Below are 22,449 nucleotides of genomic sequence, written 5' to 3' on the forward strand. Positions count from 1 at the left end.
CAAATTAAAATACTTTACCCCGGCGGATATAATCAGGGTGGAAGAGACGCGGCAAGCCGTAAATTCCGACCGTCACATCCACATAGGGATTTTCCTCTTCGCTCGATTTATCTTTAATTATGGTAAATTTGCCGGGCTGCGGTTTATCCAGACCACCATTGTGCAGGCTGATTGTGCTGCCAAAGTCCATAACCTTTTCGCTAGGATAATCCCCATATGCAACAATATCGCCATCCGCCAAGAAAGGCTGGAAAGTGTCATTATCATCCAGATAACCTTCATCATAAATAACGAAATCAACATTCGGGAAGAGCAGTTTTAAGGCCCCATCCGCATTCAGCGGACTTAAATACCCGCTGAAGGACGATTGTTTCAACAGATCAACAAACTTTGTGCTTTGAATGGCATATCCAGCCGTGATGCTGTTCATGTAGATAGTCCTTGCCTTGGCTCCGGTCCCGCGATAACCCTGGATCAGAGCGGTTATAAAACCGACCGGGTCACTGGTGGCCGTAGCCGTCCATTTTTTCTGCACGTCCGCCGAAATATCCACTACATTGGGCATGTTGAACACTACAGTAAACTTTACATTGTTTTCATCAATCTCAATTGCATTTTTAGTGAGCATTTTCCAGATCAGCCACTCTACCCGCACATCCAGCCGGGTATCTTGCTGCAGCGCCAACTGCATTACCGCTTCCCTCGCAGCGCGCTCATTCAGTGTGCCGGCTTTGCGCATGTTGAGCAGCTTTTCTTCATCTAGTCGGCCTTTATCCTTCCAGTAGGCCGTCCCTGAGCGCTTGGTTTCCTGTTTCGGCGTCTGCACCGATTTGGGATTCGTCCCTATTTTATGGGCGCTGGTCATGCCTTTGGCTGGGTACAGCACGTCATACTCAATTTCCGATGCATAGACCGGCACAATCGGACAAATCACTTTGCCGATAAACTTACTTGTATCACTTACACGGTTTCGCACAACGTGCGTTAATTCGCGTGTCGAAGGAAAAGAAAATTTCATGTCATCACTCCTCAAAAATCAGATTTAAATAATGATAATCCCGTCCACCGCGCGAGCGAACAGATCAACAAGGGCACCGGCATCCAGTCCCTGCAGCTTGTCTTCATAAAAGATGCCCTTGATATAGGCGGTAGCCACTAACGCCTCTGTGCTGGCAGGAACGGCTTCCCCTAAAATTACCTTGGCTGTTTCTGTGCCGTTGCTTTTGGCGTTATCGTAGGGATCATACTGCTTGTTTGCCGTAATTTGTCCCATCACAGTGCCGGCCGGCACCTCTGTAGTCTGAGGCGCAACCGTTATCGCAATGGATACTTCCTGTCCAACAATCGCCCGGATTTCCACCATTTCATAGACGGCAATCGTTTGTGTTCCCGGAATCATAACCATACTTCATTCTTCCTTTCGCAAATAAAATAACACCCCGTAATGAGGTGCTTTAAATCTTATACTTGCCGTCGGCAGTTATCGTGCCGCCCAGGGCGATAATATCAGCATCGCAGGCGAGTTTGATTTTGTCGGCATCATCACCGGTGGACTGCGTACCACGCTGGCCCATCGGAATGCGGTGCGCTTCCGGCAGCGCCAGCAGCATTTGGCGCATGGCCTCCGCCTGGCTGATGTCTTTAACCGTGCCGGCATCATCGGCTAACTTCAAGACCACTTGACCTGCATCCGAGGAAGCCAGCGTTTTCCAATTGTCAACCATGACCGGCGGAATCCCCAGGCTGACCAATTCAGTCGCTTGTTTGTCAACTTCAGCCAGCAACCGGGCCTGTTCGGCAATCTGCGTTTGTTGCTGGGCCAGCGTGAGCTGATCGGTCAGCAATTTATTCATATCCGCCAACTGCTTTTGTGTCTCCTCCTGTTGTTTTTTCATTCCTTCATTTTCAGCCTTCTGACCGGTAATAAAGTTTTTCAGCATTTCAATAAACTGTTTAACCATTTCTTCCACTTTTCGTGCCCCCTTGTCGTTTTCTTCAGGTTCGCTAAAATCCAGATAAAATAGATCCGGCAGATTGGCCAACAACGTGGCCTCCGGCAATTTCGTCAAAAACGGCTCATTAGTCAGTGCAATCGCCGACAACAGCGCCCCGACCGGATTACCGGTTTCTTTGTCAATGCCGTTGGGAGTGAATTCCGCCGAGGAAAACCGGAACCGCTTGCTGCGGATGTTCTCCGCTGCCGTCTCGCTGGTAGGCTCCACAATAGCGCAAAGCACATTGCCTTCCTGAACAATCTGCTTCACCCAGCCCTCTGCCGGCGCATCGCCGAAAGTAGGCTTGCCGCCTTTATCGTGCCCCAGGCGAATAAAAGGCTCTTTTCCCAGCACGTTGTCTTTGAAATTCCGCAAGATATCATCAAACGTCTGCTGGGTGATCTTGATTTTTTCATATACGGGATGCACCCATTCTCCCAGACGTAAAAACGGAATTTTTAACATTTGCATGTCTCCTATCACCCCCTTTCCGCACATTCATAAAAAATAGCCGTTCATGACGACTGACGAAAGAATCCATGTAGTGTTATTTCGCGTTATAACAGCGTTATTAGCCGCGAACACACCTCCGCAGGTATTCTTGTTAGAGCAGGGGGTATAAAGCTCAAAATCAGGCAATTTTACGCGGCCACTTTCCATCCCTTGGGCAAAGGTGCAACTTTCGACCAATCAGTACTTGACGGCGTGATATATTCCGGCTGGTATTTGCTAAACAGCGGTGACAACACTGATCGGCAGCGCCCATGCAGCGGCGGTATATTGGCGGACAGTTCCGCACTGCCCATGCGCAGCACCAAACCATGACGGCTGCGACACTGGGCGCTGGTCCGATTATCCAAGGTAGCGCTGAAACGGAGATAATCCACGTCAGCATCATGAAACCCTGCCAGCCTGCCCCGGTTATAGACATAGGTGCTTTCGGTCGTGGTAATGAGTTCCGCCCGGCGCACATTCACCTTGGCCAGGTTGCTCATGGCCGCAATAGTCTCCTTGCGGGAACCGTTTTGCAAATGCTGTAGCATGATCTTTCTGACTTCCTGCCACAACTGACCTTCCACATCACCGGCCAGCATGTTCTCGCGGGCTTCCAGTGCTGTCAGCGCCGCCGTCGGGTCTAACCAGAACGTTTCCGGGTCGATCCCCAGCGGCCCAGCCAGATGAATATCCCGCAAGAACCAGGGCTGCCAGCTTTGTGAGAGTTTCACGGACGCAAAACGGCGGTGTAAGTCTTGAACCAAGATAGCCGCGTGCGCCTGCCCGGTCGCCAGGACATCCTGACTATACCCGGCCAGCAGCCGCCCTAACTGACCAGTAGCATAAAACGGCATACCGACAATTTGCTGCATCGTATAGCTTTTCTCCAGCAGTTGCTCGGCACTGGTCATGACCTGCTCTAAATACTGTTCATACCGCCGTAGAAAAGCATGATCCTGCTCATCCAGCCGCTTGATAAGCTCCCGCTCATTCACCGGCATCACCCGCCAACGGGTCACCAATATCACCGCTGCGGGTGTAGTTGGCATATTCCGTCTTCACTTTATCCTTAAAAGTCTCCGCCCTGGTCACAACCTTCCGCTGGGGCAGGCCAACGCGTGCCCGTACTGCGTCAAAGTCACTCTGTAATTGCGGGTCCAAATAACCGGAATTAGTGAGCCGTTCAAAAATCTCGGCCAGCAGCTTGCCGTCCTCTTCATTAAGCTTGCGCTCCGCAAAGGAACCATAATTTTTCTGTCGGCCAAAATTATATTCTATCAGCGGCCTAATAAGCTGCTCCAGTAATGTCTCTGTAAAATTGGTTAAAATACCCGAAGTCATAATGTTGTAAATCTGAAAATGACTTTGCCCTAATGAGTAACTTCCCGACCGTTGTCCTTCATCCAGCAGTAGGGAGGGGGCCAACACGCCACGGGCAATCATTTTGTTGAAATATCCGAGCGCCTGAGCGAAGGCTTCCCCGATCCCGCTGCCGCCATTGCCATGCACATTTATTTTCGGCTCCTGGCCATCCGATCCATAGCGTAAAGCAATGCCCGTCCCATTTTGAATGTTAGCCAGCAGCCGTACCGCATAGATAAGCTGCGATATCTCGCTGTCCGGGTTATCTGGGTCCTGGATATCCTCATCCGGTACAATGGCCGAAGTGAACGGCGTGCCAAACCGGTCCAACGCCCGCGCCATCATCTTCAGCACCGGGTCCTTTAACAGCCAGTTTTTACGCACTGGCTTCAAGATGCCGCGGCCATAATGATTTCCAAACCGTTTCCGATAGGTATATAAAATAGCTTTTTCCGCCGGGATGTCGACTGGTGACCCGTCAAACCAGCGCCATTGCTTAAGTCCCAAATATTGCCCGGTGCCCCGGTCAACCCGGATCAGCACCGTCTTAGGATGGTATGTCACCAGGCGCTGCAAATACAGCCGGCTGCCTTCCGGCCGCCATACGATTTCGGTGCCGGAGTAGCCCGCCCACAGCGCCGTCAAAATTTCCTCACAGGCAGTATAGAGATTGCCTTCCATCACTTCAAAGTTTTCTTTTACAAATTGAGTGATATCTGGATCGTCGTGCTGGTATTCGCCGATTTTTAGGAGAATAGACATCGTCAGGAACAAGATGGCAATTTCCACCGTTTCATCGGTATCAATCATGCGTTCATATTCCTCAACCGGCACTGTATCCATATTAGCAATGCAGTCGTCAAACAAAAACAGAGAAGTATCCAGTTGGGAACCGATCTGCCCCACCTGGGGTTTATATATACTCAACATTTCACCCCCTTACCATGTAATATCGGCCGTCGCCGTTGTTCCTGCTACAGCCCCCGGCAAATCACCGCCCTGGCTGCTGCCGCAGTTGGCGCTCATATCAACCGCCATTTCCAGCGCGTCCGGGCCGTCCTTTTTACCCTTGGGATAGCTTTCTAGCTGAGAGCGCAGCAAAGTGTGCTGCTCATGGATTTTTACATACCCGTTGTTGACGCTGGGCTGCATTCCTTCTAACCGCACATTTTTGGGCAGATTGCGGTGGAACGGCTTGATCGGCAGATGCAGCCGGCGCTTCATAGCCCGTTTAAAGGCTTCGGTAGCAAAAAATGCCTGAAACTGCACATCCTCAATGCCCACTACCTTAAACCGCAGTCCCTGGTTCATGAACCACTCCGCCGTAACAAACATAGCCTCAATGGTAACATCCGGCGACCGGCGCGCAATATCGGCCACTACCGAGTACATCTGTCCGGTTTCTCGGTCCGTCCCCAGCACGATGATGGCCGAGAAATCCGACTTTTCTGTTTTACCCATACTGGGGTCAACCACCATAACGAGGAGCAAATTTTTCAGCGGTGGCCGGTCATCATCATGGTAGAGGACCGGCTTAAAAAATTTATCCTCACTGGATTTCGGGTCATTCTGCAGTTCCGACCAGAAGGATTCCTCGCCGTCGACCACGCGGGCCACCATGATAGAATAATAGCCGTCCGGAAAATTCGGATTGCCGTTTTCCCAAAGGACCTTGGTCCCCCGCAGCATTTCTTTCCGGTTGCGCTCGAAAAAGGCGCGGGCATCCGCTTCATGGGCTGGGTTCTGCAGATTAACGAAAATCCGTTTCCATTCATCCCATAGGTCTTCCCGTTCGGCGAAAGAGATAACCGCCCGATACACTTTAATATCATAGCCAGGAGACTGTGTAAGTTCTGAAAGCAAGGAATCATCGTCGATAATCGTTCCAATAACAAAAAAATCAGTGTAGGCCGCTCCAGCGCGCCGCACTGCTCTTTTGTACCACTTTTTCAACTTTTTCCGCTGATCTACCGTTGCCGTATTTTCATCATTTTCCAAATCATCAATAATGATTAGATCAGGCCGCCTTTCCTTATTACGGCGACCACGCACCTTCATCCCGGCACCAAGAGCTTTAACGATTACTCCAGTAGACGTGACAATTTTGCTTTCCTGCCACACCTTTCCTTTCAAATCCCCGAAGTCCTCACGAATGCGCTCATTATTCTCTAACGCATCTTTGATATTTGTAATAAAGTCCTCGGCTTGATCCCCGGAGTCAGATAAGATTAAAATAAACTTTTTCTTTTTATAGACAATCGTCCAATTAGGAAAAATGAAGTCCCATAAAGTTGTTTTAGCATGACCACGGGGCGCAACCCGCAAAACACTAGATCCGCCGCCTTTGTTAATCACATCCCGGAAATCCTCGCACCATGCCTGATGAAATCCCGGCATTTCCCCCGGTATATAGTCCGGGAAGTAGGCGCGGGCGAAGTATTCCGGCTCCCGTTCAGCCAGCAGTTTGCGAATACCGGCGGGGCCGAAGATGGGAGCTTTTTGCTCATTGATGAGCTTGACTAAATCCGGGTGCAGGTCTACATACTGATGAAGAAGCTCAATTTCCCAGGCTTCCGCCTCGCGCGCTGTTTCCTGGCCAACCAGGCGCTGAAGCACAGTGCCTGTAGGTTTGGAGTCAGGCGGCCTTTTTCTATTCGTCGCCATGGCTTAACGGTACAAACGGCAATAGTCCATGAATTAGGTGCGCAGTTCCATGTCTTATATGATGCCAGGCAATACGACAGTTGCCCCGGAAATGAGCAGTGTAAGCATCCCATTTATTGCGAAGTTTTTTAAGCATAATTTCACCCCTGTCCTGCCGTTAATTCCGTTCGTACGGTTTCCAATTTGGCTGCCAGCACAGTCAGCACATCAGGCATGCCAGCAAGCTCCACTCTAAGTTCTCCCATAATCCTGTCGACGGCAGCGCCTACACCCTGGTTATATTGTAGCTTGAACTTTTCCCGGTTCACGCCGCTGCGGGAGAGCGTGCCGATCAGCCGCCCGGCCTGCGCCAACGACATTTCCTCAAAGTCCTCTTCATCAGCAGTCGCCACTTTTTGCAACAGCCCCTGCAGCATGACCTGCTCCGCTGCTTCCGCGATATCGGTTCCCGGTCGGTCCCGCAGAACGTCCACCAAAACTTTCACCTGCTCGCGGGCTTTAATCACTCGTTCAGCCACTTGGGACATGGAATTATGATAGCGGCAGATGGAGGACTTGCCGATACGCTCACCGGCATCAAATACAGCCTGGGCGATATCTTCGTATCCATACCCCTCGGCCAGCATCCGGTCCACCATATCCCGGCACTGCAGCTTCTCTACCAGATAATGACGCCGCTTAATTTCACGCTGTTGCTTTTCCTGTTTCTCTTCACTCATAGGCCATTACTCCCTGGGGATAATGATACCGGGGTCCTCTTCAATGGAATGCTCCAACAAATCAATTCCCTTGGCTTTGAGCCTTACTGTCAGCACAGGATTCTCCGCTTTTTCAAAGCATGTGTCCTGTGTTTCAATATAGCCTTTATCCACCAAATACTGTAGCTGCGATTCCAGGAAAGATTCCGTCATGGGCAATCCGCGTTGAATAAGACATATATCAATGACATGCGCCGGTACTGGCTGGGGTTGACCAATATTCAAGACTTTTAAAATAGTTCCCCGTGCTAACTTTTTATGGGTAACATCAAACATCTGATTCACTTCCTTAACAGTCACTTTTTTCGGACCGGGATAAGGCCCGGTCCAGTTTATGTTCAAAACTGGCCATCATACGAATATAATCATCCCGCAACACATAGGTAAAAGGCATTTTGTTGCGCATATCGTCGATCTCCCGTCTAAGACTGGCAGTATCGGCTTTTAGTTCGGTTTTCAATACTGCATTTTCTACTTTTAACTCAGCTTTTAACTCACTGAGTTCTTTTTTTCGGTCGTTAATGTCCTGCCGGATCTGGGAATGGGTTATTTTTGCAAAATATACTGCTGCGCCGGCCAGTGCACCAATGATCCCCTGTACAAGCCAGGTAATAATTTTTTCTTCCAAGTTATCTTACTACCACCTTTCCGCCTCTGGCCCGGAGTGCGCCATTATGCCCGCGTTCGTAAGCTTCGCGCCGCATCAACCGGCGGATTTCATTTTGTGTCAGATGCTCCGTGCCTTGCTTGTTTTTTGTTTTATCCTGCTCCTTACTCTCCAAATTCCAACACCTCACTTTTTTCGAAATAGAAAAGACCGCAGCCAATAGGCGCGGTCTTACATTGTTTGACATGATTTTATGCTATTATTCTACCACCATTTTTAGCGGCCTGCCGGAACAAAAACGGAAGTCTTTTTGTCTCAAAAATCGCAGTTTAGCCAATAAAATTGAACCGTTCATCCGATTTTTCCTTTTTGGCACGTGTACCAAAAATACCAACTGCAATATCTTCCACCGCTTTTTCCAAGAGAGAGCGACACCAGCGTTCCGTATAATTCAGTTTCGTCTGAATCTCTTCCCAGGATTCCTCATTCATATAGCGCAGCTCAACCAGTTTTTTCAGTTCCGGCTTCAGACTCATCTTGGCCCGATTTATTTTTCTGATTAGGTTCTCCAGTTTTCTGATTTCCCGTTCAATGCCTTTAATTTCTTGGTTCAGCAACCGTTTTTTCTCGCACATGGCTTCCGGTTGCGTCAACTTGGCAGCAGGCCCGCCGGTAAACAGGCTGATTTGCCCGCCATAGGAGGAAATAGGAGGGGCGGCATCTTCGGCAGCAGCAAGCTCATTCTTTTTATCGAAAAGCGTGTCTTTTAGGTTATCGACGGCAGCGAGCAGGCCATTCCAGCTTTCCAAGTATCCTTCCGTCACACAAATATAGTCGTTATATCCATCAACAGCCCTCATATAGCCCGGTTTTTTTTTATTTATCTTCCGTTCCACGTCGCGCCTCCCCCCGTAAGCCTCCGTTCAAAGCTTCGACTGACTAACCATGTAGTGATCGGGCTCGCTCCAAATTTTTATAGCGTTTCTTTTGTTTGTTCTTTGTACCAAATAACTTGTTTAATAGTCTTTCATTAAACCAAAACTTCCCCAGTGTGCCGCAAATCTGAACTTTTGATGAAATCTCAACCTCCGGTATACTTTCAATTGGATTAAAACCAAATTCCATAGCTTCTAAAATACCGACCATAGATTTAGTTCCTGCTTGACTCACGATATAGATCTTTGCATCCATTTCCTGGTCTCCCATAACTACTTATCCCCTCTTAACAATCGGCGTCCAGCCTAACGGCTGCCGCGCATCTTTCGTAAACTGCAGCACGATCTCCATGTTATCCGGTATTCGGTCCCCCGGCACTGCTTTATAAAACTGCCCGGTATACACAATCGTAAACATTCCGGCAATACTGGCATTGGCATCCGCCAGGCCGTCTTTAATGGCCTGTTTAACCGTGGCCCGCTGTCTGGTTATCAAAGAGATCAGCCCCTTTCGGCGTCTCGCCCTTGGGCTGCCGGGCGATCATATCTTTCAGAGCTTCAATCAGGTTATGCGCCTGTGCCTTGGTCAACCATTCGCGCCGATCCACGCGCAGCCGCTTCTGGATGAATGCCTGTAGCCGTTTTGCATTACCAGCCCAGCCAAGTTCTTTTTCAAGCTGACCGATTTTCCAGTCCTGCTGCGGCGTCATTTTGTTATTATCCCGTTTTTGCCCCTTGTCCCCGGACTTGCCGCCCAGCCGCGCAATAATCCGGTCAACCTGGGCATTAGTGAGAGCTGACAGACTGGGACGGCCGGACACATCTTCCGCTATTTTTCTCAAATCATCTTCATCAAGCCTCTGGCGAATGGCTAAACCAAACAGCATTCGAATCTGCCCTGCATTTGCCATATAAATTCTCCCCTTTAGGCCGCGTCAGTATCGTCACTCTCCGACTCGGCATCATAATTGAGTCCAATACTAAGGCTTTCCTCAATGAATACGCACTTTTTCAATTCATCCCGGTTAATCTTGTCCAGATCAAAGAACCGTTCGATTTATTCCAGATTTTTGGCTTCCCGAATCGCATCCAGTTCCTCTTCACGGGCACCGGTCACGCCCAGACTTGCTAAAACCTCTTTATCCTTCCGGTATTCACCCTTGAGCTTCTTTTTAGCAACCTTGATTTTCTTGGCATCCAGCCCCATACCGGCCAGAATCCCGTCAAGATCATGCTGCCGGAAATCACCTTTAACCAAAGCAATGAGCGCATCTTTAAACCGACCGTCCACTTTATATTTGACTTCTTCTTCCCGTTTTACCTTATCCCTAACCAAATTCCCTACCACAGCCACCAGTCGGTCAAAGTTATCAATTTCAAACTTTTCTTTGTACATGGCTTCGCAGTTGCCGGCCGTGCCAAATAACTGCAGGTGTTTGAGACTCTTGTTCTCCATATCCGTCAGTGCCGCTGTCTGCAACTCGGCCTTAATACTGTCCAATTCCTTTTTTTGTTCCCGTATCGCCCGGTCCAGTACAATGGCCCGGTCAACCTTTTCCGTAAGGCTCATTACATTACCCCCAGTCTGTCCGCAAGTAGAGATGAAATAACTAGATTTTGTTCATCTTGGGTAAGCGTCTTTAAAAAGGCTACGGCAAATTCCAACCTGAAGTTAGTTGGGGTCATCTCTCTCACAAAAACTGTCGAGCCTTCATTAATCGCGATAATGACACCTTTTGTTCCGTCATAACTTTCAATAAAGGTATCGCCGTTTACTTCTACAGCCAGTTGAACTACTTTAGGCGCTTTATCTATCACAGTTGGTGATATTTCACTCGTTTTTGTATGCATTACCTTGCACCTCACAATCCGCTAACGGTGTCGCGGCAGGATTTGCATGCAAACCGGCCTTTATGGACTTTTAAATTTTCGTCTGATCCGCAGAATACGCAGGCACCGACTACACGTTTCAGTACGATATCCCCATTGTCAACCACTTTGATGTTCAGCTTTTCGCCCTCTTCGATCCCTAATTCCCGTCTGAGGGCAGAGGGGAGGGTGACTCCCCCGCTGCGGTTAATTTTTTTATTAAATTCCATTTAAATTGCCTCCTCATAATCATAGTTCCATTCCCAAAGCCGCTGCATGCCCTTGGACGGCACTGGCTCGATCCGGCGCACGTTGGCGAGTATCCAGGCGTAGCGTGGTTCTTTCTTAAATCCGCCATTTGGGTAATACCCGAACATTGTCTCAGGATATCGAATGCGGATAAAATCTTCCGCTTTAGGCTCTTTAATACCGTCAGGATATGCATAATAAAACTTACTTTGCTCATCATTAACGCCAGGTTGCCAGTTTAAATCATGTCCATAGCCATTGACGACATAGACCTCAACCAGATCAGCTATGGCAATCACAGCGCCAACCGGCAATAACTTTGTTCTGCCGTATCCATTTAACATTAGCTCTTGTTTCGTCATATTCGGCCATAACGCGGAGTGAAAGGGTTCTCGGTAAGTAATTTCTCGCCTGTCCATTGTCCACCCCTTCCCTGCATGAATCGCAATCGGCCCCCGGTATTTCGTCACCCAGTTCCGCGTCTCAATTCGTTTAGCGCCGTAGGCTATTAACGACGCCCACGGCTGCAGGATGGTTAACGCCTTCATTGACTTCCCCCTTTGCTGCTTCCTGTCTCAAGTCCCCAGGCAAATCCCGCCTTTTCGGGCTTCAGTCCCGCTGCTTTCATTTCTCTATCCGACATAATCACATAACCGCGCTTTCCCGCAATCGTTGCTTTAAATACATAGGTTGGAGTTCGCCTCACATGCTCCAACGCTTGACCATACGTGGTATGTTTACCGGATCTGACTTCAGACATAAATCGGCGGCTTTGCTGTTTTGAATGAATATCCCACGCCCGCTTAGCAGTTTTCTCATAGTCTGTTTGAAACTCCATGCTTAGCCATTATTCCGCTTCGGGAGGCATTCTTTTATATAGACCAGAAACTGCACGCCGTTCGTTAAGCAGACCGAAAACTCATCGTCCGCAATCTGCCTAAGTTCTCGAATCCCTAGGAAGGAAGGGACAAAGTCCCCAGGCTTCAGTACCGGAGCACTGGGAGAGACAGGAGGAGAAGGCTGCTTCGTCTGGTACCAGGCTCCTGCTGGCAATTCCGCCTGGCTCTTTGCTTTGGCCGCTTCGATGGCCGGCTGCAGATATTCCGGCGGCATTACATCCCACCGCTTGCCGCTGTAGCTATGCCGGAGTTCAAAAAGAGCCTGCTCCTGATCGTCAATCGTTCCGCTAAACTGGGTAACCGTTATTTTATACGCCGTGGTCCGGCTGCGTTCAACCGCAATGCAGTAGTCATTCTTTTGCAAAACAAATACCACATGGCCAATATCCTCAATTTCCTCCGGCTGGGGCAGGTAAGTGGCTGTTTTTTTGCCCCCATTGTCCCGGCATAAAATACGGGCAAACCCTTTTGTTTTCCCGGCTGCACCCGTTTCCGCCACGGCAGGCAACCCGGTCTTGGTCCTTGTAACAGTAAGTAAATATTCCATATCTCGCCCTCCTAATCAACTGATTTCCAATATCGAATTTCTAACGTATCGCCGGGAAAAACCGACTTCCGGGGCATTCCATTTTGTTCCCGTTCCCCAAACACCCGGTCATAGTTTAATTCATAGATGCCTTCCATGAATTCCCGGATATCCCGGTCAGGCGTTATATATTGGGCAGCAACATTCCATAGATTCTCCCCGTCAACTACCACATGGTTAACAATAACCAATTCTTTTTTCTGCGGTTCATAGTTGGCCCCGCAGCTGACCAGCGTCAACGTTAGCAGGGCAAGGATAAGAACCGCGCTCACCAAATGGAACCAATACTGCTTTTTGCTGTTTCGTCTCACTTTTTGCAGAGTGCTGACTGCAGGCGGCCTGTCCTGGCGAATATCCAGGCAGGGTTTCAGGCAAAAAGTGAATCCATCGCAGTTCCGGCAGCACCGCTGGTCCCGGTATACGGTGCAAAGACCGCCGCGACATTCCTGATAATCGGTGTCATAAATCACACACTCCGGCATGTTGTCAGCCCCCTCGCCGCTATTCTATTTTTACGATTCCGGTGCTTATCAGTACGCCTGCGCCGACCTATAGATTGTTTTTTCTGTTTTTTAGTACGCTTACGCTGTTTCTCATAACAAAACCGGTCCTCCCGGCACACCGGCACCATCCTAGCCATCCGGTTGCCAATGCTCCATGTCCATTCACCCGGTCCGCAAATAGCGCCGCACCGGCGGCAGACTTTGGCATCCTCCACCGCCGGTTGCCTTTGTGCGCGCCTTTGCATTTTAGCCTTTAACCGAGAGAACCGCATTTTCAAGAGACGATGACCGGAGGATGCTTTCCGTAATCAGCTTGTCCCCTAACGCTTCCAGTACAATAGCCAGCATCGTCCGCACGACCCGGATACCCCCTTTGCCGCTCCGGCGCTGCATAATGTTTATGAGGTATTCCCGCGCGCCGGTAGTAAGGTTGAAGCCTTCCAGCATTTTTATCGCTTCGTCCCGGTTTGGCATTTTGACTTGCTGATAAGCGCCAAAGCGGTTATGGATACGGGAGAGCTTCCGGTCATCGGAGGCAATTTGCAGGATGTATTCCGAAAGATCTTCATTGCCGATCAATACAATACCAATCTTGCCGGTGTTGTCCAGAATAGACCGGAGTGCCTCCAGCTTCATCTTGGAACTGATCTGATCCGCTTCATCAATAATAATGAGCCGCGGCCGCTCGGCCAGTTCCGCGCAGATTCTTTCAAGCAACACATCTGAATCACCATTGGACCATACGCCAATGCCTTTGGCGATCCGGCGCAAAATGGCTTTCCGGGTCATGCAACCATTCGCCGTAATGAAGATAGCCCGATCCTGGTTGCCCGGTTCCTCTACCCAGTATTTTGCTGCCGATGTTTTCCCGCAGCCGCTCGGGCCTACAATCATGCCAAAATTCCGGTGTTTCAACGTGTTGTCCAGTACAAACCAGGTTCGCTTCCAGGCATCGGTAATCACCACATTCATTTGGCCAATTCGCGTAAAAAATTCGGGCTGATCATCAGGAAGCTTCATCTCACTGTCCCAGATTCCGATACGCCGGAAATATTCCTCCAGCTTCCCCAAAAATTCCTCGCTGGGCGCATAGGTGTCATCGGTCAGAAACCGGCGCAGCGTAGATTCTCCCGCGCCTACTTCATGGGCAACCGTCTTGTTTTTTGTCCCATTTTCCTTGATCAGCCGCCACAGCAGCACCCGTTCTTTTCTCCAGCCGGTCATATCCGGCACGGCTGCCAGCAGTTCATCCTGCACTACGGTATTCTTTATATCCGGCTGCATGTCCGAATTTTTTGCTATCGCTAACTCCGCCATAAATTTTCTCCTCCCCGTGTTTACCCATATTTACGATTCATAATCATTCCAACCAAGTCGATGCTTTCCGGCTTGTCCCCGGTTGGAGCCATATCCGCTTTCTTATCTTTCCCTGTTGCCTTCTCGCTTTTAGCCTTAGCCGCCTGGCGGCCAGCCTGATCCAGCGGGGTAATGGCCGGCAATAAGCCTTCTGATGACGCGGCCGGCGCATCCACAGACCGTTGGCCGGCGGAAACCCGCTCGGCAATAACGTCCTCCAGTTCCTGATAATCCTGTTCGGTTTCCGCCAGGCGCTGCCGCAGCCGCTGCTTTTGTTCCTTTTTTCGTTTTTGCAGCTTTTTGATATCATCCTGACATGCGCCATAACGCATGTATTCCAGATTGGTTGCCATACAAATAAAGCCGCCGTTTTTGGTGTAGACATCAATTTCCCCGATATGAGCCGGATCAAAGCGGATGATTACATACTGGCCGGCCAATGCATCCAGCTTTTCATGCCAGTAATAGCGTTTGAAACGTTTGATGCCTTCTTTGTAAACCAGCGCTTCTTCCTTGACGCAGCGCAAAATGTCCAGTGTCCGGGGATCGGGCCAGCCGGGATTGAGTTTAGGACCGGCCAGATGTTTTGCCAGTGGTTTCTCATGGATGCCGGAATGCACGTTTTCCAGGTAGGTATGATAGATCCAGTCGGCAAACCGAGAGGAAAACTCTACTAAATCCAATAGTTTTCCTGCCTCACACAATTTGTATTCATCAAACCCGTCCGGCCTTTCTGATGGTTTAGACCCGCACCAGCCTGGCTGCTCCCGGCTGAACTGCATGGCGACGGTGCCAAAGAACCGTTCAATATGTGCTTTGGCCTGCGGATGGTAGGGGGTGGCAAATACCACCTTTACGCCGAGGTAGGCGCATAAATCCAGGGATTCCCTTGACATCTCGAAATCTTTGCTGGCCAGTCCTTTTTTGAGCTTGGATTTATAATCCTCGCCGTTGTCAATGTACAGAGTTTCCGGTATGCCGCCCATTTCCAGCACTTCTTCAACCGGCTGGCCGTCTTTTATCACTGTCCGCTTTTTTGGCCTCATCATATTCGCCAGCGCCAGACCAATAGTCTGGCCGTTGGCTTGTACAGAGACTGTCCAGCCCACCGGGCAGCGGCTTTTTACATCCAGCCACATGGTTACCCAGGGCCGTACCGGCCTGCCGCCGTATTCAATGAAGTCATCAAATTTGTGATGATCGCCCATGACAATCTGCATGACGCGATCCGGCTCCTGCCGGACACCATGCGGGGCAAACTGCCTGCGCCAGGCTTCTTCCCCGCGCCGGGTATAACAGCACACATCCGGTTCGATCTGCTCTAGATGCTCAATAAACCGGAAGACCGTCGCTCGCGATGGTTCCGGCAGATTGAGTTGTCTGCACAGCGCGCAGGTTTTCCGATAGGCGGCGGCAGCTTTTGGCTCGCCTGGCGCTTGGTAAAACTTGCGGATCAAAGTCTCCACTTCCGCGCTTATAGCCCGGAACTCTTTGCCGGCTGTCACGGTAGGCCGCTGCCGCATCAGGCCATATACGCCGCTTTGCTTTTCCTTTTCAATCCAGCGGTATATAGTGGCCACGTTTTTGCCGGTTTCCTCCGCAAGAGCCTTCATTCGTTCGGTCACATGCTCGCGGGACTCCATAATGTCCAGAGCCTTTTTTACGATGTATTGCCGCTGTCGTGCCTTGTCCATTTCCAGGTTATACACCTCCTCGCCCACGGTATCCCGGTAAGCGGCAGGATTTATTGTTTCATTCTCATCCATTACTGCGCCGGTGCGCTTGCCGCGCTTGCCGCTCCTGCCTCGGCCCAGCGCTAATGTAGTTTGTTCCTTTTCCCAATTCCGGTCTGTTTCAATCAGTACGGCTGCCTCTTGTCGCTTTAGCCAGATACTTTTCGCCGGTGTGGATAGGGATAGGGGATCGACCAGCCATTGCTGGCCACCGGGTCCGCCTTTATTCGTCTTAACTTTTTTTGCCATTATCTGACCATTACTGATCAGCTCTCTTATTCGTTGCTGTGAAACTTTTTCAAGTTCCGCCGCTTCCGCGACGGGAATCCAGGCTTTTTCCCCCACATCACCCCTCCTTTCACCGGTCGCTCCGGTTACTTAGATTGCTATTCCTGTGTCATTTCCCGTAATGCGGCCGCCATTCCCAGGGCATGTCCGTTATCATCCCGGACGGCAAGGCCCTCATAGAAAGGTATCAGCCATTCCAGGTCCGTCTCCGGCAGGCTTTGCCAGAGCGGATGCTGCCGCGCATAGACATAACCAGAAACTACACTGGCTATATCTAGCTGAATATTGGACGCTCTGACGGTCGCTATGGTATACTGAAGATGCTGATTTTTATGTTTAGCGGCCTCATTTGGGCTGCTTTCTTTTTTTGTGGTTATCTGGAACATGTTTGCTCTGCTCCTTTCTGGCCTGCAGTTCGAGCCGCTTATCAATGGCGGCCACAACCTCTGCCGCATGAAAGATCACTAGCACCTTTACCAGCTCATTTTTTATTGGCATTTCCTTTATAATCTCTTTTATAACTTCTCCTCTGGGTCCGTAGTCCCACAAACGCCGATAAAAACCTTTGGAGCGCGACATTTTGAAGACTACATGGGCTGTTTCGCCTCTCTCCGCAATCGCAAGCAAGCATTCACGGTACACATAGTTTAACTGCGCTCTAGTCAATGCCACTTATTTCACACCTCCCATCTCGCTCCCGATAGAGCATATAGGTTCTCATTTGCCGTTTACGCGCCAGTAACTGGCGTCTTATCCCGTCAATGCGCTCCAATTCCGATTCCAGCTCCAGCATGATCACTTCTTCACTTTTCCGAACTGTACAGCCACTGGCCTGGGCAATCGCCTCCAACACCCGGTAATCCCCGGTTACCCGGCAGAACGCTGGCGCATATTCCAAAGGAAAACGGTGTTCTTTGGCGGCAGCCGTCCAGGCATTAAGCTGATGGACGCTGATCTCGGTTCCCGTATACCAGGACATCCTGTCGGCAATTTCCTGCCGGCTCACAGACACATGCTGCAGAGTTTCTACCAATGAGGTACGTACATGCTGGCGTAAATTCAGTGAGCCTTGCCCTGGGTTTATCGTTTGATCGAAACCCGCAGCCTCTTCCAACACATCAGAATCGAAGATCGAAAGCTGCCGGCAGTCCCGACTGTCTAAATTCTGTCTTCTTTTAGCCATTGCGCCTCTCCATAACAAAGGTTATACTGGATACATAAATAATGTTAATCTTTTACATAAGTTAACTAATTAAGATATCCCGAAAGGGGGGAGTGAACTGTTTTTCGTTTTCCTGGATATTCCGATACCAAAAAGCGGTTAAGAAGTTTCGTTCCTGTCTCCAGCGGCATGAGGATATGTTTGCGTTCTACGATGACCGGTTCTCCGTTTTTAACCTGTTCAAACAGCTTGGCATCCGGCAAGATGCTAAGTTGACGCTCGGTAATACAAACGTAATTACCATGTTTGCCTGTCGGGTTCTCTGACCAGAACACGCCGGCAGTACCAGTTCCAAGATAAAGGCCGGTGAATTCGAGGGGAACAAAACTCTTTTGCATGACTTTTTGGTACAAATCACCAATATTCTTGCCAACAGGGGTGGTATGCGCCTGAAAACCGTTAATTGCTTCAGCCTGCACATGCCATACGCTATTTTCCCGGATACGGAATTCTTTCTTGATCCGTTCCATGTTGCAGGCATCAACCGGCAGCAAGAATATACCATCAGTAACCAATCGGAAGGCTCCATCTTCATATACGGCTACGCGGCCCCATTCCCGTATCGCCTGCACCAGATATTCCAAGTGAATTGCATCCTTTTTGTTACTCATTGCATACAAGCCCGCGCTCGGCCGCAAATCTTGCCAGGTCCTTTTCTGCCTCAGCCAGCGTTTTCCGAATGGGAAGCCTGGCGGAAACGTAGCGTCTATTGGCCATCGCCCCTTTCTGGTACACGGTGCAGAAGCTGCAGTGAGTCTGATCTACACAACTGGCAAAGATCACTCGCCCGTCGGGAAGTTGGTAACCGCCCATCCTGTTTTCCATACGATTTCTCCTTTCAGGCCGCCTGTTCCGGCCAAACTTCTTCTACTTGCCGGCCAATCTTTTCGGCAATAGCCTGACGAATTTTTGCAGACACGGTATGTCCTTGAATGGTTCTGGATACTGCCGCCTGGCTTACTCCAAGGCAGCTCGCAATTTCTGTGATTTTTACTCCGTTATAGACCAACATGGCCTTGATTTCACACGGCGACATCGCCTCGCCTCCTTTCCGGGCCTGTCCCCAGGTCTTGCACACCGGGACAGTCTGTAAATTTTAGGTTATATTTATAACTTCAAGATAATTGCCTTAAATTCTCACCTCCTTTCCATATCTGCCCTAGCCTGGCACACTGGGACAGTCTGCTATATAAAGTTATATAAATAACTCATTAATCTCATTTTAGTATTTATAAGTACTAATGTCAATCATTTTCAAGTATCTATAAATACTTTTAATACTTATTAATTCTTAAGGGTGATGTTGTCTATGTCTGATAAAAGAAAATATACTGATGTAGGATCACGACTACGTGAAATTAGAGAAAAATTTAATTCCCCTAAAATTAGCCAAGCAGCCTTTGGTGAGAGGTACAGTGTCTCTCAGGCATATGTTAAAAATTTAGAAAACGGCTCGAAGCCAAGTCTTGAGTTTTTACTTAATGTTGCTGAAGACTATGACGTCTCTTTAGATTGGTTACTTCTTGGCCGTAGTCTTGATAAAATTGTACAAGCCCCTGGACGCGTTAACCGTGAAAAGAAAGAAAATGAGATTAGCGGCACCATTCACACATCTTCTCACAGTACTTTGATGAGAAACATTGAAATGTCATTAGATGAAGACCCAGCCTTTGCCGAATGGATTGATATTCTGCTAAAACTTAGCCCAGATGCCCGAGCCATGCTGCTCAATTTTAACCGTCCTAATCTAACTAGCACTGGTGCCACAACTAACCCCAACACAGCCCTGTCGACCTCACCGAATACCGGCGAAGACGAACAGGCCGCCGCAAAAAGTGATATTGCTTGATTTTGTCTCAATAAATGCAAAAAGCAGTATGCTTTTTCGCATACTGCATTAAAAATCATACGTGAAGGAGCAAAAGCCATGATTGATTTTTCTTTAATGTCCATTGATAAAATCATCATCCACAACATTCCAAATGCGCTCAAAGGAACAGCTCCAACCTTCAGTACGGAATTACTCGAACTAGATCAACAAGCACTTGATGTACTAGCAACTCGTATTACCACCGTAATGGGGAGAGGCTCAAACTGTGTTGAGATGCAACTAAGCGACACCACAGATGTTTCTGCAGCCCACCAGTTTATTAGTATTATGACCGATCCTTCTGATGCTACATTTATTTCTAAAACATCTTCTCTTGCGCAAAAGCTTTACCAGGCCCAGTCTAATAATCGAATTCCCGATGGTATTCTTGTTTGCATAAACGGGCGGACCGGAGCATCGCAGCAGCAATTTGTAGCTGCGATCAAAGCAGAAAGCCAGAGCGGATTTCATGTATCTTCTATTAGCAGCGTACAATTTTTAGCTGATCTATTTCTGACTGAAGCTCAGCGTTTATACAAAATTGGGTTCTGTGTTCGCACTACTATAAACCCACCAACAACAAATGACCTATCAATGTATGTTTTTGATCAAAACGCTATTCACAGCGGAACTGTAGCAATGGCAAACTATTTTTCCCAAGCTTTCCTAGGCTGCAAGATGATGGAAAATGCCGCTCGGCAAACAGAAGTTTTCTACGAAACAACAAAAGATTTTATTATGAAAAACCCCTCATTTGACGATGAAAAGAAAGTGGATCTTACCAATTCGTTACATACTTACTTAAAAAATGATCAATCGACTATTATAAACGGGCAGTTATTTGCCAACACTTATTTTGAAGATCCCGAAATAATTGACCAATACAATGCACGCCTTACTAAAGAACATTTCCCGTCAGCCTCTGTGACAAAGGATACTTCTCGGATAAAGAGAAAACTTAAGTTTCGGCGGATGAAATTTAATAGCGGCATCAGAATTAGTTTCCCCCCTAACTCCTCTGAAGAAAATATGGATGACTTTTTGCTTGTAGATAGCTATAATAAAGCCACAGACTTTACTACTGTTAAAATCAAAGGACGTATTGAAAGCCAGTAATTGAAAGGAGGGTCCCCTCGTGAATGAAACGGAATTCCGAAGTCGGTACGATCAAGAAGTACCCATATTTCTAGCGTGGGGACAATTCGTTCAAAACCAGATTGTTAATACTTTAAAAGAGACAGTTGACACTAGCATATTCCTAAAAATTCCGCCTCAAGAGCCACGTATCAAATCAATAGATTCCATACTAGCCAAAGCCTTTCATCGCAATAAAAATTACTCCTCTCCTTATGACGATATTACCGATAAAGTTGGCATTCGCTTTGTTGTACTTCTTACAATTGATACAGCAAAAATTGGTGAAATTATTGAATCCTTTAACGGTAATCTTTGGCGTGCATCAAAAGATAAAGACTATGAGGAACAACGCAAGGAGTCGCCTGAACACTTCACTTACGAATCTCTTCATTATGTAGTATTCAACTTAAAAGAAACTGAATATCTTGGCGTAACTATTCCGCCTGGTGTACCTTGTGAGATTCAAATTCGAACTCTATTACAACATGCTTATGCTGAAATGTCCCATGACACCATTTATAAACCCCAAGTCAAGGCTGATCCGCTGGTAAAACGCTTCATGGCACGCAGCATGGCTTTAGTAGAATCGGCGGATCATTTTTTTCTAGACGCCATGCAGGAAATAGATAAACAAAGTCAAACACATCGACAATGGACTGATATATGTGCACACTATTACACTTGGCAGCAGGGCGTTGAATTTGATACCCATGCAAATACCTTTTTAATAGATCAATTAATCCCCATATTGAAGGATACCTCCGTTCAGGATGTTGCTACATACCTTCAACAGAACAAAGTACAATTTAACACTATTATACTTAGAAAAATAGAAATATCCTGGATTTACCGACAGCCTGCCGTACTGCTAGTTTATTATCTTATTGCGCATAGGAATACTGTACTTCAAAGAAATTGGCCTTTGACTGACGATATCTTGCATTCTCTTTTATCTGATATGGGGGTCGCACCTCTTCCAATTAAATGAAACACAATTACATTGTGTTTCATTCGCAAAAACACTGCCCGCCCTTGTCTCATCTGGCTTTACAGCCTTTCGTCCAGACCGGCGGGCATTTACATTACTATTGAATGAAACATAATTATAATATATACTTAGTTGTGTTAAGATAAATTTGGAAGGAGTTTTGACCATGAATCTTGTCGAACCCATCCGCGACCGCGCCAAAATTGAAGCCATGAAAACCTATCTTAAAGGAAAGAACCTACGGGACTATGCTCTTTTTTGCCTTGGCATTAACAGTGGTCTGCGAGTGTCTGATTTACTGGCGTTGAAAGTTGCAGACGTGACTGAGGGAAAGAACGGAAAGAGGAAAATTAAATCCCGTATCGAAATCATAGAAAAAAAGACTGGGAAAACCAAAGATTTCCCGCTTGCCTCCGCTGCTCAGAAAGTATTTGAGGAATATCTCGCTGCAGTTAGTCCAAAGGAATGGCTCTTTCCCTCGCGGATCGGGCACGGCCCCCTGGATCGCGTGCAGGCATGGCGTATCCTCTCCGAAGCGGCCCAGGCAATTGGCATCCCCGGCCGGATCGGAACGCACACGCTACGAAAAACCTTCGGGTACTGGGCATTCAAGCAAGGCTATGACATTACCCGTATTCAAAAACTGCTCAATCATTCCTCGCCAGGCGTCACATTAGCCTATATCGGTATAACCAAGGACGAATTGGACGATGTTTATCTGAATCTTAATCTCTAGCTTGCCGCGCCCGCTACAAAAACAAAGAAGCCTGTGGATAACCTTATCAGGTTACCCACAGGACTATGTCTACTGAAATATGTATAAATTTTCTTTTTACAACCGATTCCTATACAAAATTACAACTGGAAATCAATTTTCCTTTTACTATTTCAAAATGTCTCTAAATCCTTATAAACACTAACCTTATGGCCATTA

Annotated in this window: 35 protein-coding genes; 4 read left to right on the top strand and 31 right to left on the bottom strand. The window is 48.2% G+C overall.

All coding sequences use genetic code 11. From position 1 onward, the window contains the following. Positions 1-4: 4 nt before the first annotated feature. The 31 genes from SALPA_RS08815 to SALPA_RS08960 all read right to left on the bottom strand — a co-directional run bounded on the left by SALPA_RS08815 (position 5) and on the right by SALPA_RS08960 (position 18,556). Positions 5-1,018 carry a major capsid protein gene (locus tag SALPA_RS08815; RefSeq protein WP_145092450.1) on the bottom strand — a complete coding sequence of 338 codons (1,014 nt, stop codon included), beginning with the start codon at positions 1,016-1,018 and terminating at the stop codon, positions 5-7. Between the two features lie 24 nt (positions 1,019-1,042). Beyond that, a complete protein-coding gene (locus tag SALPA_RS08820; RefSeq protein ID WP_145092453.1) occupies positions 1,043-1,405 on the bottom strand; it encodes a head decoration protein in 363 nt (120 codons plus the stop codon). 49 nt (positions 1,406-1,454) lie between these two features. Next, positions 1,455-2,459 (bottom strand): phage protease, encoded by a 1,005-nt coding sequence (locus SALPA_RS08825; RefSeq protein WP_186450986.1) that lies wholly within the window; start codon positions 2,457-2,459, stop codon positions 1,455-1,457. Between the two features lie 176 nt (positions 2,460-2,635). Then, positions 2,636-3,490, bottom strand: coding sequence for a minor capsid protein (locus SALPA_RS08830; RefSeq protein WP_222427924.1), 855 nt, complete (start codon positions 3,488-3,490; stop codon positions 2,636-2,638). After that, positions 3,477-4,781 carry a DUF935 family protein gene (locus tag SALPA_RS08835; protein WP_145092461.1) on the bottom strand — a complete coding sequence of 435 codons (1,305 nt, stop codon included), beginning with the start codon at positions 4,779-4,781 and terminating at the stop codon, positions 3,477-3,479. Before SALPA_RS08835 ends, SALPA_RS08830 begins: the two co-directional genes overlap by 14 nt. Before the next feature lie 9 nt (positions 4,782-4,790). Then, positions 4,791-6,515 (bottom strand): hypothetical protein, encoded by a 1,725-nt coding sequence (locus SALPA_RS08840; protein WP_222427925.1) that lies wholly within the window; start codon positions 6,513-6,515, stop codon positions 4,791-4,793. Beyond that, the gene (locus tag SALPA_RS28890; RefSeq protein ID WP_186450988.1) at positions 6,502-6,651 is read right to left on the bottom strand and encodes a hypothetical protein; all 150 of its coding nucleotides are present in this window, start codon (positions 6,649-6,651) and stop codon (positions 6,502-6,504) included. The genes SALPA_RS08840 and SALPA_RS28890 overlap by 14 nt, the downstream gene beginning before the upstream one ends. 4 nt (positions 6,652-6,655) lie before the next feature. After that, on the bottom strand, positions 6,656-7,234 hold the full coding sequence (locus tag SALPA_RS08845) for a phage protein Gp27 family protein (RefSeq protein ID WP_145092467.1): 579 nt from the start codon (positions 7,232-7,234) through the stop codon (positions 6,656-6,658). Positions 7,235-7,240: 6 nt separating this feature from the next. Then, complete coding sequence (locus tag SALPA_RS08850; protein WP_222427926.1) at positions 7,241-7,615, bottom strand: hypothetical protein; 375 nt, start codon at positions 7,613-7,615, stop codon at positions 7,241-7,243. Next, positions 7,563-7,901 (bottom strand): hypothetical protein, encoded by a 339-nt coding sequence (locus SALPA_RS08855; protein ID WP_145092474.1) that lies wholly within the window; start codon positions 7,899-7,901, stop codon positions 7,563-7,565. Before SALPA_RS08855 ends, SALPA_RS08850 begins: the two co-directional genes overlap by 53 nt. A 1-nt stretch (position 7,902) precedes the next feature. Then, positions 7,903-8,055: a hypothetical protein gene (locus SALPA_RS08860; RefSeq protein WP_222427927.1), complete on the bottom strand. Its 153-nt coding sequence runs from the start codon at positions 8,053-8,055 to the stop codon at positions 7,903-7,905. Positions 8,056-8,209: 154 nt separating this feature from the next. Further along, on the bottom strand, positions 8,210-8,776 hold the full coding sequence (locus tag SALPA_RS08865; protein ID WP_145092480.1) for a hypothetical protein: 567 nt from the start codon (positions 8,774-8,776) through the stop codon (positions 8,210-8,212). Positions 8,777-8,819: 43 nt separating this feature from the next. Then, positions 8,820-9,071 (bottom strand): hypothetical protein, encoded by a 252-nt coding sequence (locus SALPA_RS08870; protein WP_145092483.1) that lies wholly within the window; start codon positions 9,069-9,071, stop codon positions 8,820-8,822. A 21-nt stretch (positions 9,072-9,092) separates the two neighbouring features. Further along, entirely contained in the window at positions 9,093-9,311 is a 219-nt protein-coding gene (locus tag SALPA_RS08875; protein WP_145092486.1) for a hypothetical protein, read from the bottom strand. Continuing rightward, on the bottom strand, positions 9,283-9,726 hold the full coding sequence (locus SALPA_RS08880; protein WP_145092489.1) for a regulatory protein GemA: 444 nt from the start codon (positions 9,724-9,726) through the stop codon (positions 9,283-9,285). The genes SALPA_RS08875 and SALPA_RS08880 overlap by 29 nt, the downstream gene beginning before the upstream one ends. Before the next feature lie 146 nt (positions 9,727-9,872). Next, positions 9,873-10,385, bottom strand: a complete 513-nt coding sequence (locus SALPA_RS08885; RefSeq protein WP_222427928.1) for a hypothetical protein — start codon at positions 10,383-10,385, stop codon at positions 9,873-9,875. Then, positions 10,385-10,666, bottom strand: a complete 282-nt coding sequence (locus SALPA_RS08890; protein ID WP_145092492.1) for a hypothetical protein — start codon at positions 10,664-10,666, stop codon at positions 10,385-10,387. The genes SALPA_RS08885 and SALPA_RS08890 overlap by 1 nt, the downstream gene beginning before the upstream one ends. Before the next feature lie 11 nt (positions 10,667-10,677). Next, positions 10,678-10,914: an AbrB/MazE/SpoVT family DNA-binding domain-containing protein gene (locus SALPA_RS08895; RefSeq protein WP_145092495.1), complete on the bottom strand. Its 237-nt coding sequence runs from the start codon at positions 10,912-10,914 to the stop codon at positions 10,678-10,680. Then, a complete protein-coding gene (locus tag SALPA_RS08900) occupies positions 10,915-11,481 on the bottom strand; it encodes an ASCH domain-containing protein (RefSeq protein WP_145092498.1) in 567 nt (188 codons plus the stop codon). Beyond that, positions 11,478-11,771 carry a hypothetical protein gene (locus tag SALPA_RS08905; protein WP_145092501.1) on the bottom strand — a complete coding sequence of 98 codons (294 nt, stop codon included), beginning with the start codon at positions 11,769-11,771 and terminating at the stop codon, positions 11,478-11,480. The genes SALPA_RS08900 and SALPA_RS08905 overlap by 4 nt, the downstream gene beginning before the upstream one ends. Before the next feature lie 2 nt (positions 11,772-11,773). Next, the gene (locus SALPA_RS08910; RefSeq protein ID WP_145092505.1) at positions 11,774-12,379 is read right to left on the bottom strand and encodes a hypothetical protein; all 606 of its coding nucleotides are present in this window, start codon (positions 12,377-12,379) and stop codon (positions 11,774-11,776) included. Positions 12,380-12,390: 11 nt separating this feature from the next. Then, the gene (locus tag SALPA_RS28895) at positions 12,391-12,900 is read right to left on the bottom strand and encodes a hypothetical protein (protein WP_186450989.1); all 510 of its coding nucleotides are present in this window, start codon (positions 12,898-12,900) and stop codon (positions 12,391-12,393) included. After that, entirely contained in the window at positions 12,885-13,136 is a 252-nt protein-coding gene (locus SALPA_RS08920; protein WP_222427929.1) for a hypothetical protein, read from the bottom strand. Before SALPA_RS08920 ends, SALPA_RS28895 begins: the two co-directional genes overlap by 16 nt. A gap of 31 nt (positions 13,137-13,167) precedes the next feature. Then, positions 13,168-14,238, bottom strand: a complete 1,071-nt coding sequence (locus SALPA_RS08925) for an AAA family ATPase (protein WP_145092511.1) — start codon at positions 14,236-14,238, stop codon at positions 13,168-13,170. 20 nt (positions 14,239-14,258) lie between these two features. Further along, positions 14,259-16,355 carry a Mu transposase C-terminal domain-containing protein gene (locus tag SALPA_RS08930; protein ID WP_145092514.1) on the bottom strand — a complete coding sequence of 699 codons (2,097 nt, stop codon included), beginning with the start codon at positions 16,353-16,355 and terminating at the stop codon, positions 14,259-14,261. Between the two features lie 41 nt (positions 16,356-16,396). Next, the gene (locus SALPA_RS08935; RefSeq protein WP_145092516.1) at positions 16,397-16,684 is read right to left on the bottom strand and encodes a hypothetical protein; all 288 of its coding nucleotides are present in this window, start codon (positions 16,682-16,684) and stop codon (positions 16,397-16,399) included. Then, entirely contained in the window at positions 16,644-16,970 is a 327-nt protein-coding gene (locus SALPA_RS08940) for a hypothetical protein (protein ID WP_145092519.1), read from the bottom strand. The genes SALPA_RS08935 and SALPA_RS08940 overlap by 41 nt, the downstream gene beginning before the upstream one ends. Then, positions 16,957-17,481 carry a hypothetical protein gene (locus tag SALPA_RS08945; RefSeq protein WP_145092521.1) on the bottom strand — a complete coding sequence of 175 codons (525 nt, stop codon included), beginning with the start codon at positions 17,479-17,481 and terminating at the stop codon, positions 16,957-16,959. Before SALPA_RS08945 ends, SALPA_RS08940 begins: the two co-directional genes overlap by 14 nt. A 65-nt stretch (positions 17,482-17,546) precedes the next feature. Then, complete coding sequence (locus SALPA_RS08950) at positions 17,547-18,131, bottom strand: hypothetical protein (protein WP_145092524.1); 585 nt, start codon at positions 18,129-18,131, stop codon at positions 17,547-17,549. Next, positions 18,124-18,345 (bottom strand): hypothetical protein, encoded by a 222-nt coding sequence (locus SALPA_RS08955; RefSeq protein WP_145092527.1) that lies wholly within the window; start codon positions 18,343-18,345, stop codon positions 18,124-18,126. The genes SALPA_RS08950 and SALPA_RS08955 overlap by 8 nt, the downstream gene beginning before the upstream one ends. A 13-nt stretch (positions 18,346-18,358) precedes the next feature. After that, the gene (locus tag SALPA_RS08960) at positions 18,359-18,556 is read right to left on the bottom strand and encodes a helix-turn-helix domain-containing protein (protein ID WP_145092530.1); all 198 of its coding nucleotides are present in this window, start codon (positions 18,554-18,556) and stop codon (positions 18,359-18,361) included. 273 nt (positions 18,557-18,829) lie between these two features. Between SALPA_RS08960 and SALPA_RS08965 the strand changes: the two genes are divergently transcribed. The 4 genes from SALPA_RS08965 to SALPA_RS08980 all read left to right on the top strand — a co-directional run bounded on the left by SALPA_RS08965 (position 18,830) and on the right by SALPA_RS08980 (position 22,251). Next, complete coding sequence (locus tag SALPA_RS08965) at positions 18,830-19,369, top strand: helix-turn-helix domain-containing protein (RefSeq protein WP_145092533.1); 540 nt, start codon at positions 18,830-18,832, stop codon at positions 19,367-19,369. Between the two features lie 78 nt (positions 19,370-19,447). Beyond that, positions 19,448-20,506: a nucleoid-associated protein gene (locus SALPA_RS08970; protein ID WP_145092536.1), complete on the top strand. Its 1,059-nt coding sequence runs from the start codon at positions 19,448-19,450 to the stop codon at positions 20,504-20,506. A 19-nt stretch (positions 20,507-20,525) separates the two neighbouring features. Further along, on the top strand, positions 20,526-21,515 hold the full coding sequence (locus SALPA_RS08975) for a GTP pyrophosphokinase family protein (protein WP_145092539.1): 990 nt from the start codon (positions 20,526-20,528) through the stop codon (positions 21,513-21,515). A 166-nt stretch (positions 21,516-21,681) separates the two neighbouring features. Further along, a complete protein-coding gene (locus SALPA_RS08980) occupies positions 21,682-22,251 on the top strand; it encodes a site-specific integrase (protein ID WP_145092542.1) in 570 nt (189 codons plus the stop codon). Positions 22,252-22,449 lie beyond the last annotated feature (198 nt).

The sequence above is a fragment of the Sporomusa sp. KB1 genome (genome assembly GCF_007830295.1).
In the GTDB taxonomy this organism is placed as follows: Bacteria; Bacillota; Negativicutes; order Sporomusales; family Sporomusaceae; genus Sporomusa.

Excerpts from the sequence above, each read along its gene's own strand:
- SALPA_RS08815 (WP_145092450.1), bottom strand. The coding sequence starts at position 1,018 with ATGAAATTTTCTTTTCCTTCGACACGCGAATTAACGCACGTTGTGCGA.
- SALPA_RS08820 (WP_145092453.1), bottom strand. The coding sequence starts at position 1,405 with ATGGTTATGATTCCGGGAACACAAACGATTGCCGTCTATGAAATGGTG.
- SALPA_RS08825 (WP_186450986.1), bottom strand. The coding sequence starts at position 2,459 with ATGTTAAAAATTCCGTTTTTACGTCTGGGAGAATGGGTGCATCCCGTA.
- SALPA_RS08830 (WP_222427924.1), bottom strand. The coding sequence starts at position 3,490 with ATGCCGGTGAATGAGCGGGAGCTTATCAAGCGGCTGGATGAGCAGGAT.
- SALPA_RS08835 (WP_145092461.1), bottom strand. The coding sequence starts at position 4,781 with ATGTTGAGTATATATAAACCCCAGGTGGGGCAGATCGGTTCCCAACTG.
- SALPA_RS08840 (WP_222427925.1), bottom strand. The coding sequence starts at position 6,515 with ATGGCGACGAATAGAAAAAGGCCGCCTGACTCCAAACCTACAGGCACT.
- SALPA_RS28890 (WP_186450988.1), bottom strand. The coding sequence starts at position 6,651 with ATGCTTAAAAAACTTCGCAATAAATGGGATGCTTACACTGCTCATTTC.
- SALPA_RS08845 (WP_145092467.1), bottom strand. The coding sequence starts at position 7,234 with ATGAGTGAAGAGAAACAGGAAAAGCAACAGCGTGAAATTAAGCGGCGT.
- SALPA_RS08870 (WP_145092483.1), bottom strand. The coding sequence starts at position 9,071 with ATGGATGCAAAGATCTATATCGTGAGTCAAGCAGGAACTAAATCTATG.
- SALPA_RS08880 (WP_145092489.1), bottom strand. The coding sequence starts at position 9,726 with ATGGCAAATGCAGGGCAGATTCGAATGCTGTTTGGTTTAGCCATTCGC.
- SALPA_RS08885 (WP_222427928.1), bottom strand. The coding sequence starts at position 10,385 with ATGAGCCTTACGGAAAAGGTTGACCGGGCCATTGTACTGGACCGGGCG.
- SALPA_RS08890 (WP_145092492.1), bottom strand. The coding sequence starts at position 10,666 with ATGCATACAAAAACGAGTGAAATATCACCAACTGTGATAGATAAAGCG.
- SALPA_RS08895 (WP_145092495.1), bottom strand. The coding sequence starts at position 10,914 with ATGGAATTTAATAAAAAAATTAACCGCAGCGGGGGAGTCACCCTCCCC.
- SALPA_RS08900 (WP_145092498.1), bottom strand. The coding sequence starts at position 11,481 with ATGAAGGCGTTAACCATCCTGCAGCCGTGGGCGTCGTTAATAGCCTAC.
- SALPA_RS08905 (WP_145092501.1), bottom strand. The coding sequence starts at position 11,771 with ATGGAGTTTCAAACAGACTATGAGAAAACTGCTAAGCGGGCGTGGGAT.
- SALPA_RS08910 (WP_145092505.1), bottom strand. The coding sequence starts at position 12,379 with ATGGAATATTTACTTACTGTTACAAGGACCAAGACCGGGTTGCCTGCC.
- SALPA_RS28895 (WP_186450989.1), bottom strand. The coding sequence starts at position 12,900 with ATGCCGGAGTGTGTGATTTATGACACCGATTATCAGGAATGTCGCGGC.
- SALPA_RS08925 (WP_145092511.1), bottom strand. The coding sequence starts at position 14,238 with ATGGCGGAGTTAGCGATAGCAAAAAATTCGGACATGCAGCCGGATATA.
- SALPA_RS08935 (WP_145092516.1), bottom strand. The coding sequence starts at position 16,684 with ATGTTCCAGATAACCACAAAAAAAGAAAGCAGCCCAAATGAGGCCGCT.
- SALPA_RS08945 (WP_145092521.1), bottom strand. The coding sequence starts at position 17,481 with ATGGCTAAAAGAAGACAGAATTTAGACAGTCGGGACTGCCGGCAGCTT.
- SALPA_RS08950 (WP_145092524.1), bottom strand. The coding sequence starts at position 18,131 with ATGAGTAACAAAAAGGATGCAATTCACTTGGAATATCTGGTGCAGGCG.
- SALPA_RS08955 (WP_145092527.1), bottom strand. The coding sequence starts at position 18,345 with ATGGAAAACAGGATGGGCGGTTACCAACTTCCCGACGGGCGAGTGATC.
- SALPA_RS08960 (WP_145092530.1), bottom strand. The coding sequence starts at position 18,556 with ATGTCGCCGTGTGAAATCAAGGCCATGTTGGTCTATAACGGAGTAAAA.
- SALPA_RS08965 (WP_145092533.1), top strand. The coding sequence starts at position 18,830 with ATGTCTGATAAAAGAAAATATACTGATGTAGGATCACGACTACGTGAA.
- SALPA_RS08970 (WP_145092536.1), top strand. The coding sequence starts at position 19,448 with ATGATTGATTTTTCTTTAATGTCCATTGATAAAATCATCATCCACAAC.
- SALPA_RS08980 (WP_145092542.1), top strand. The coding sequence starts at position 21,682 with ATGAATCTTGTCGAACCCATCCGCGACCGCGCCAAAATTGAAGCCATG.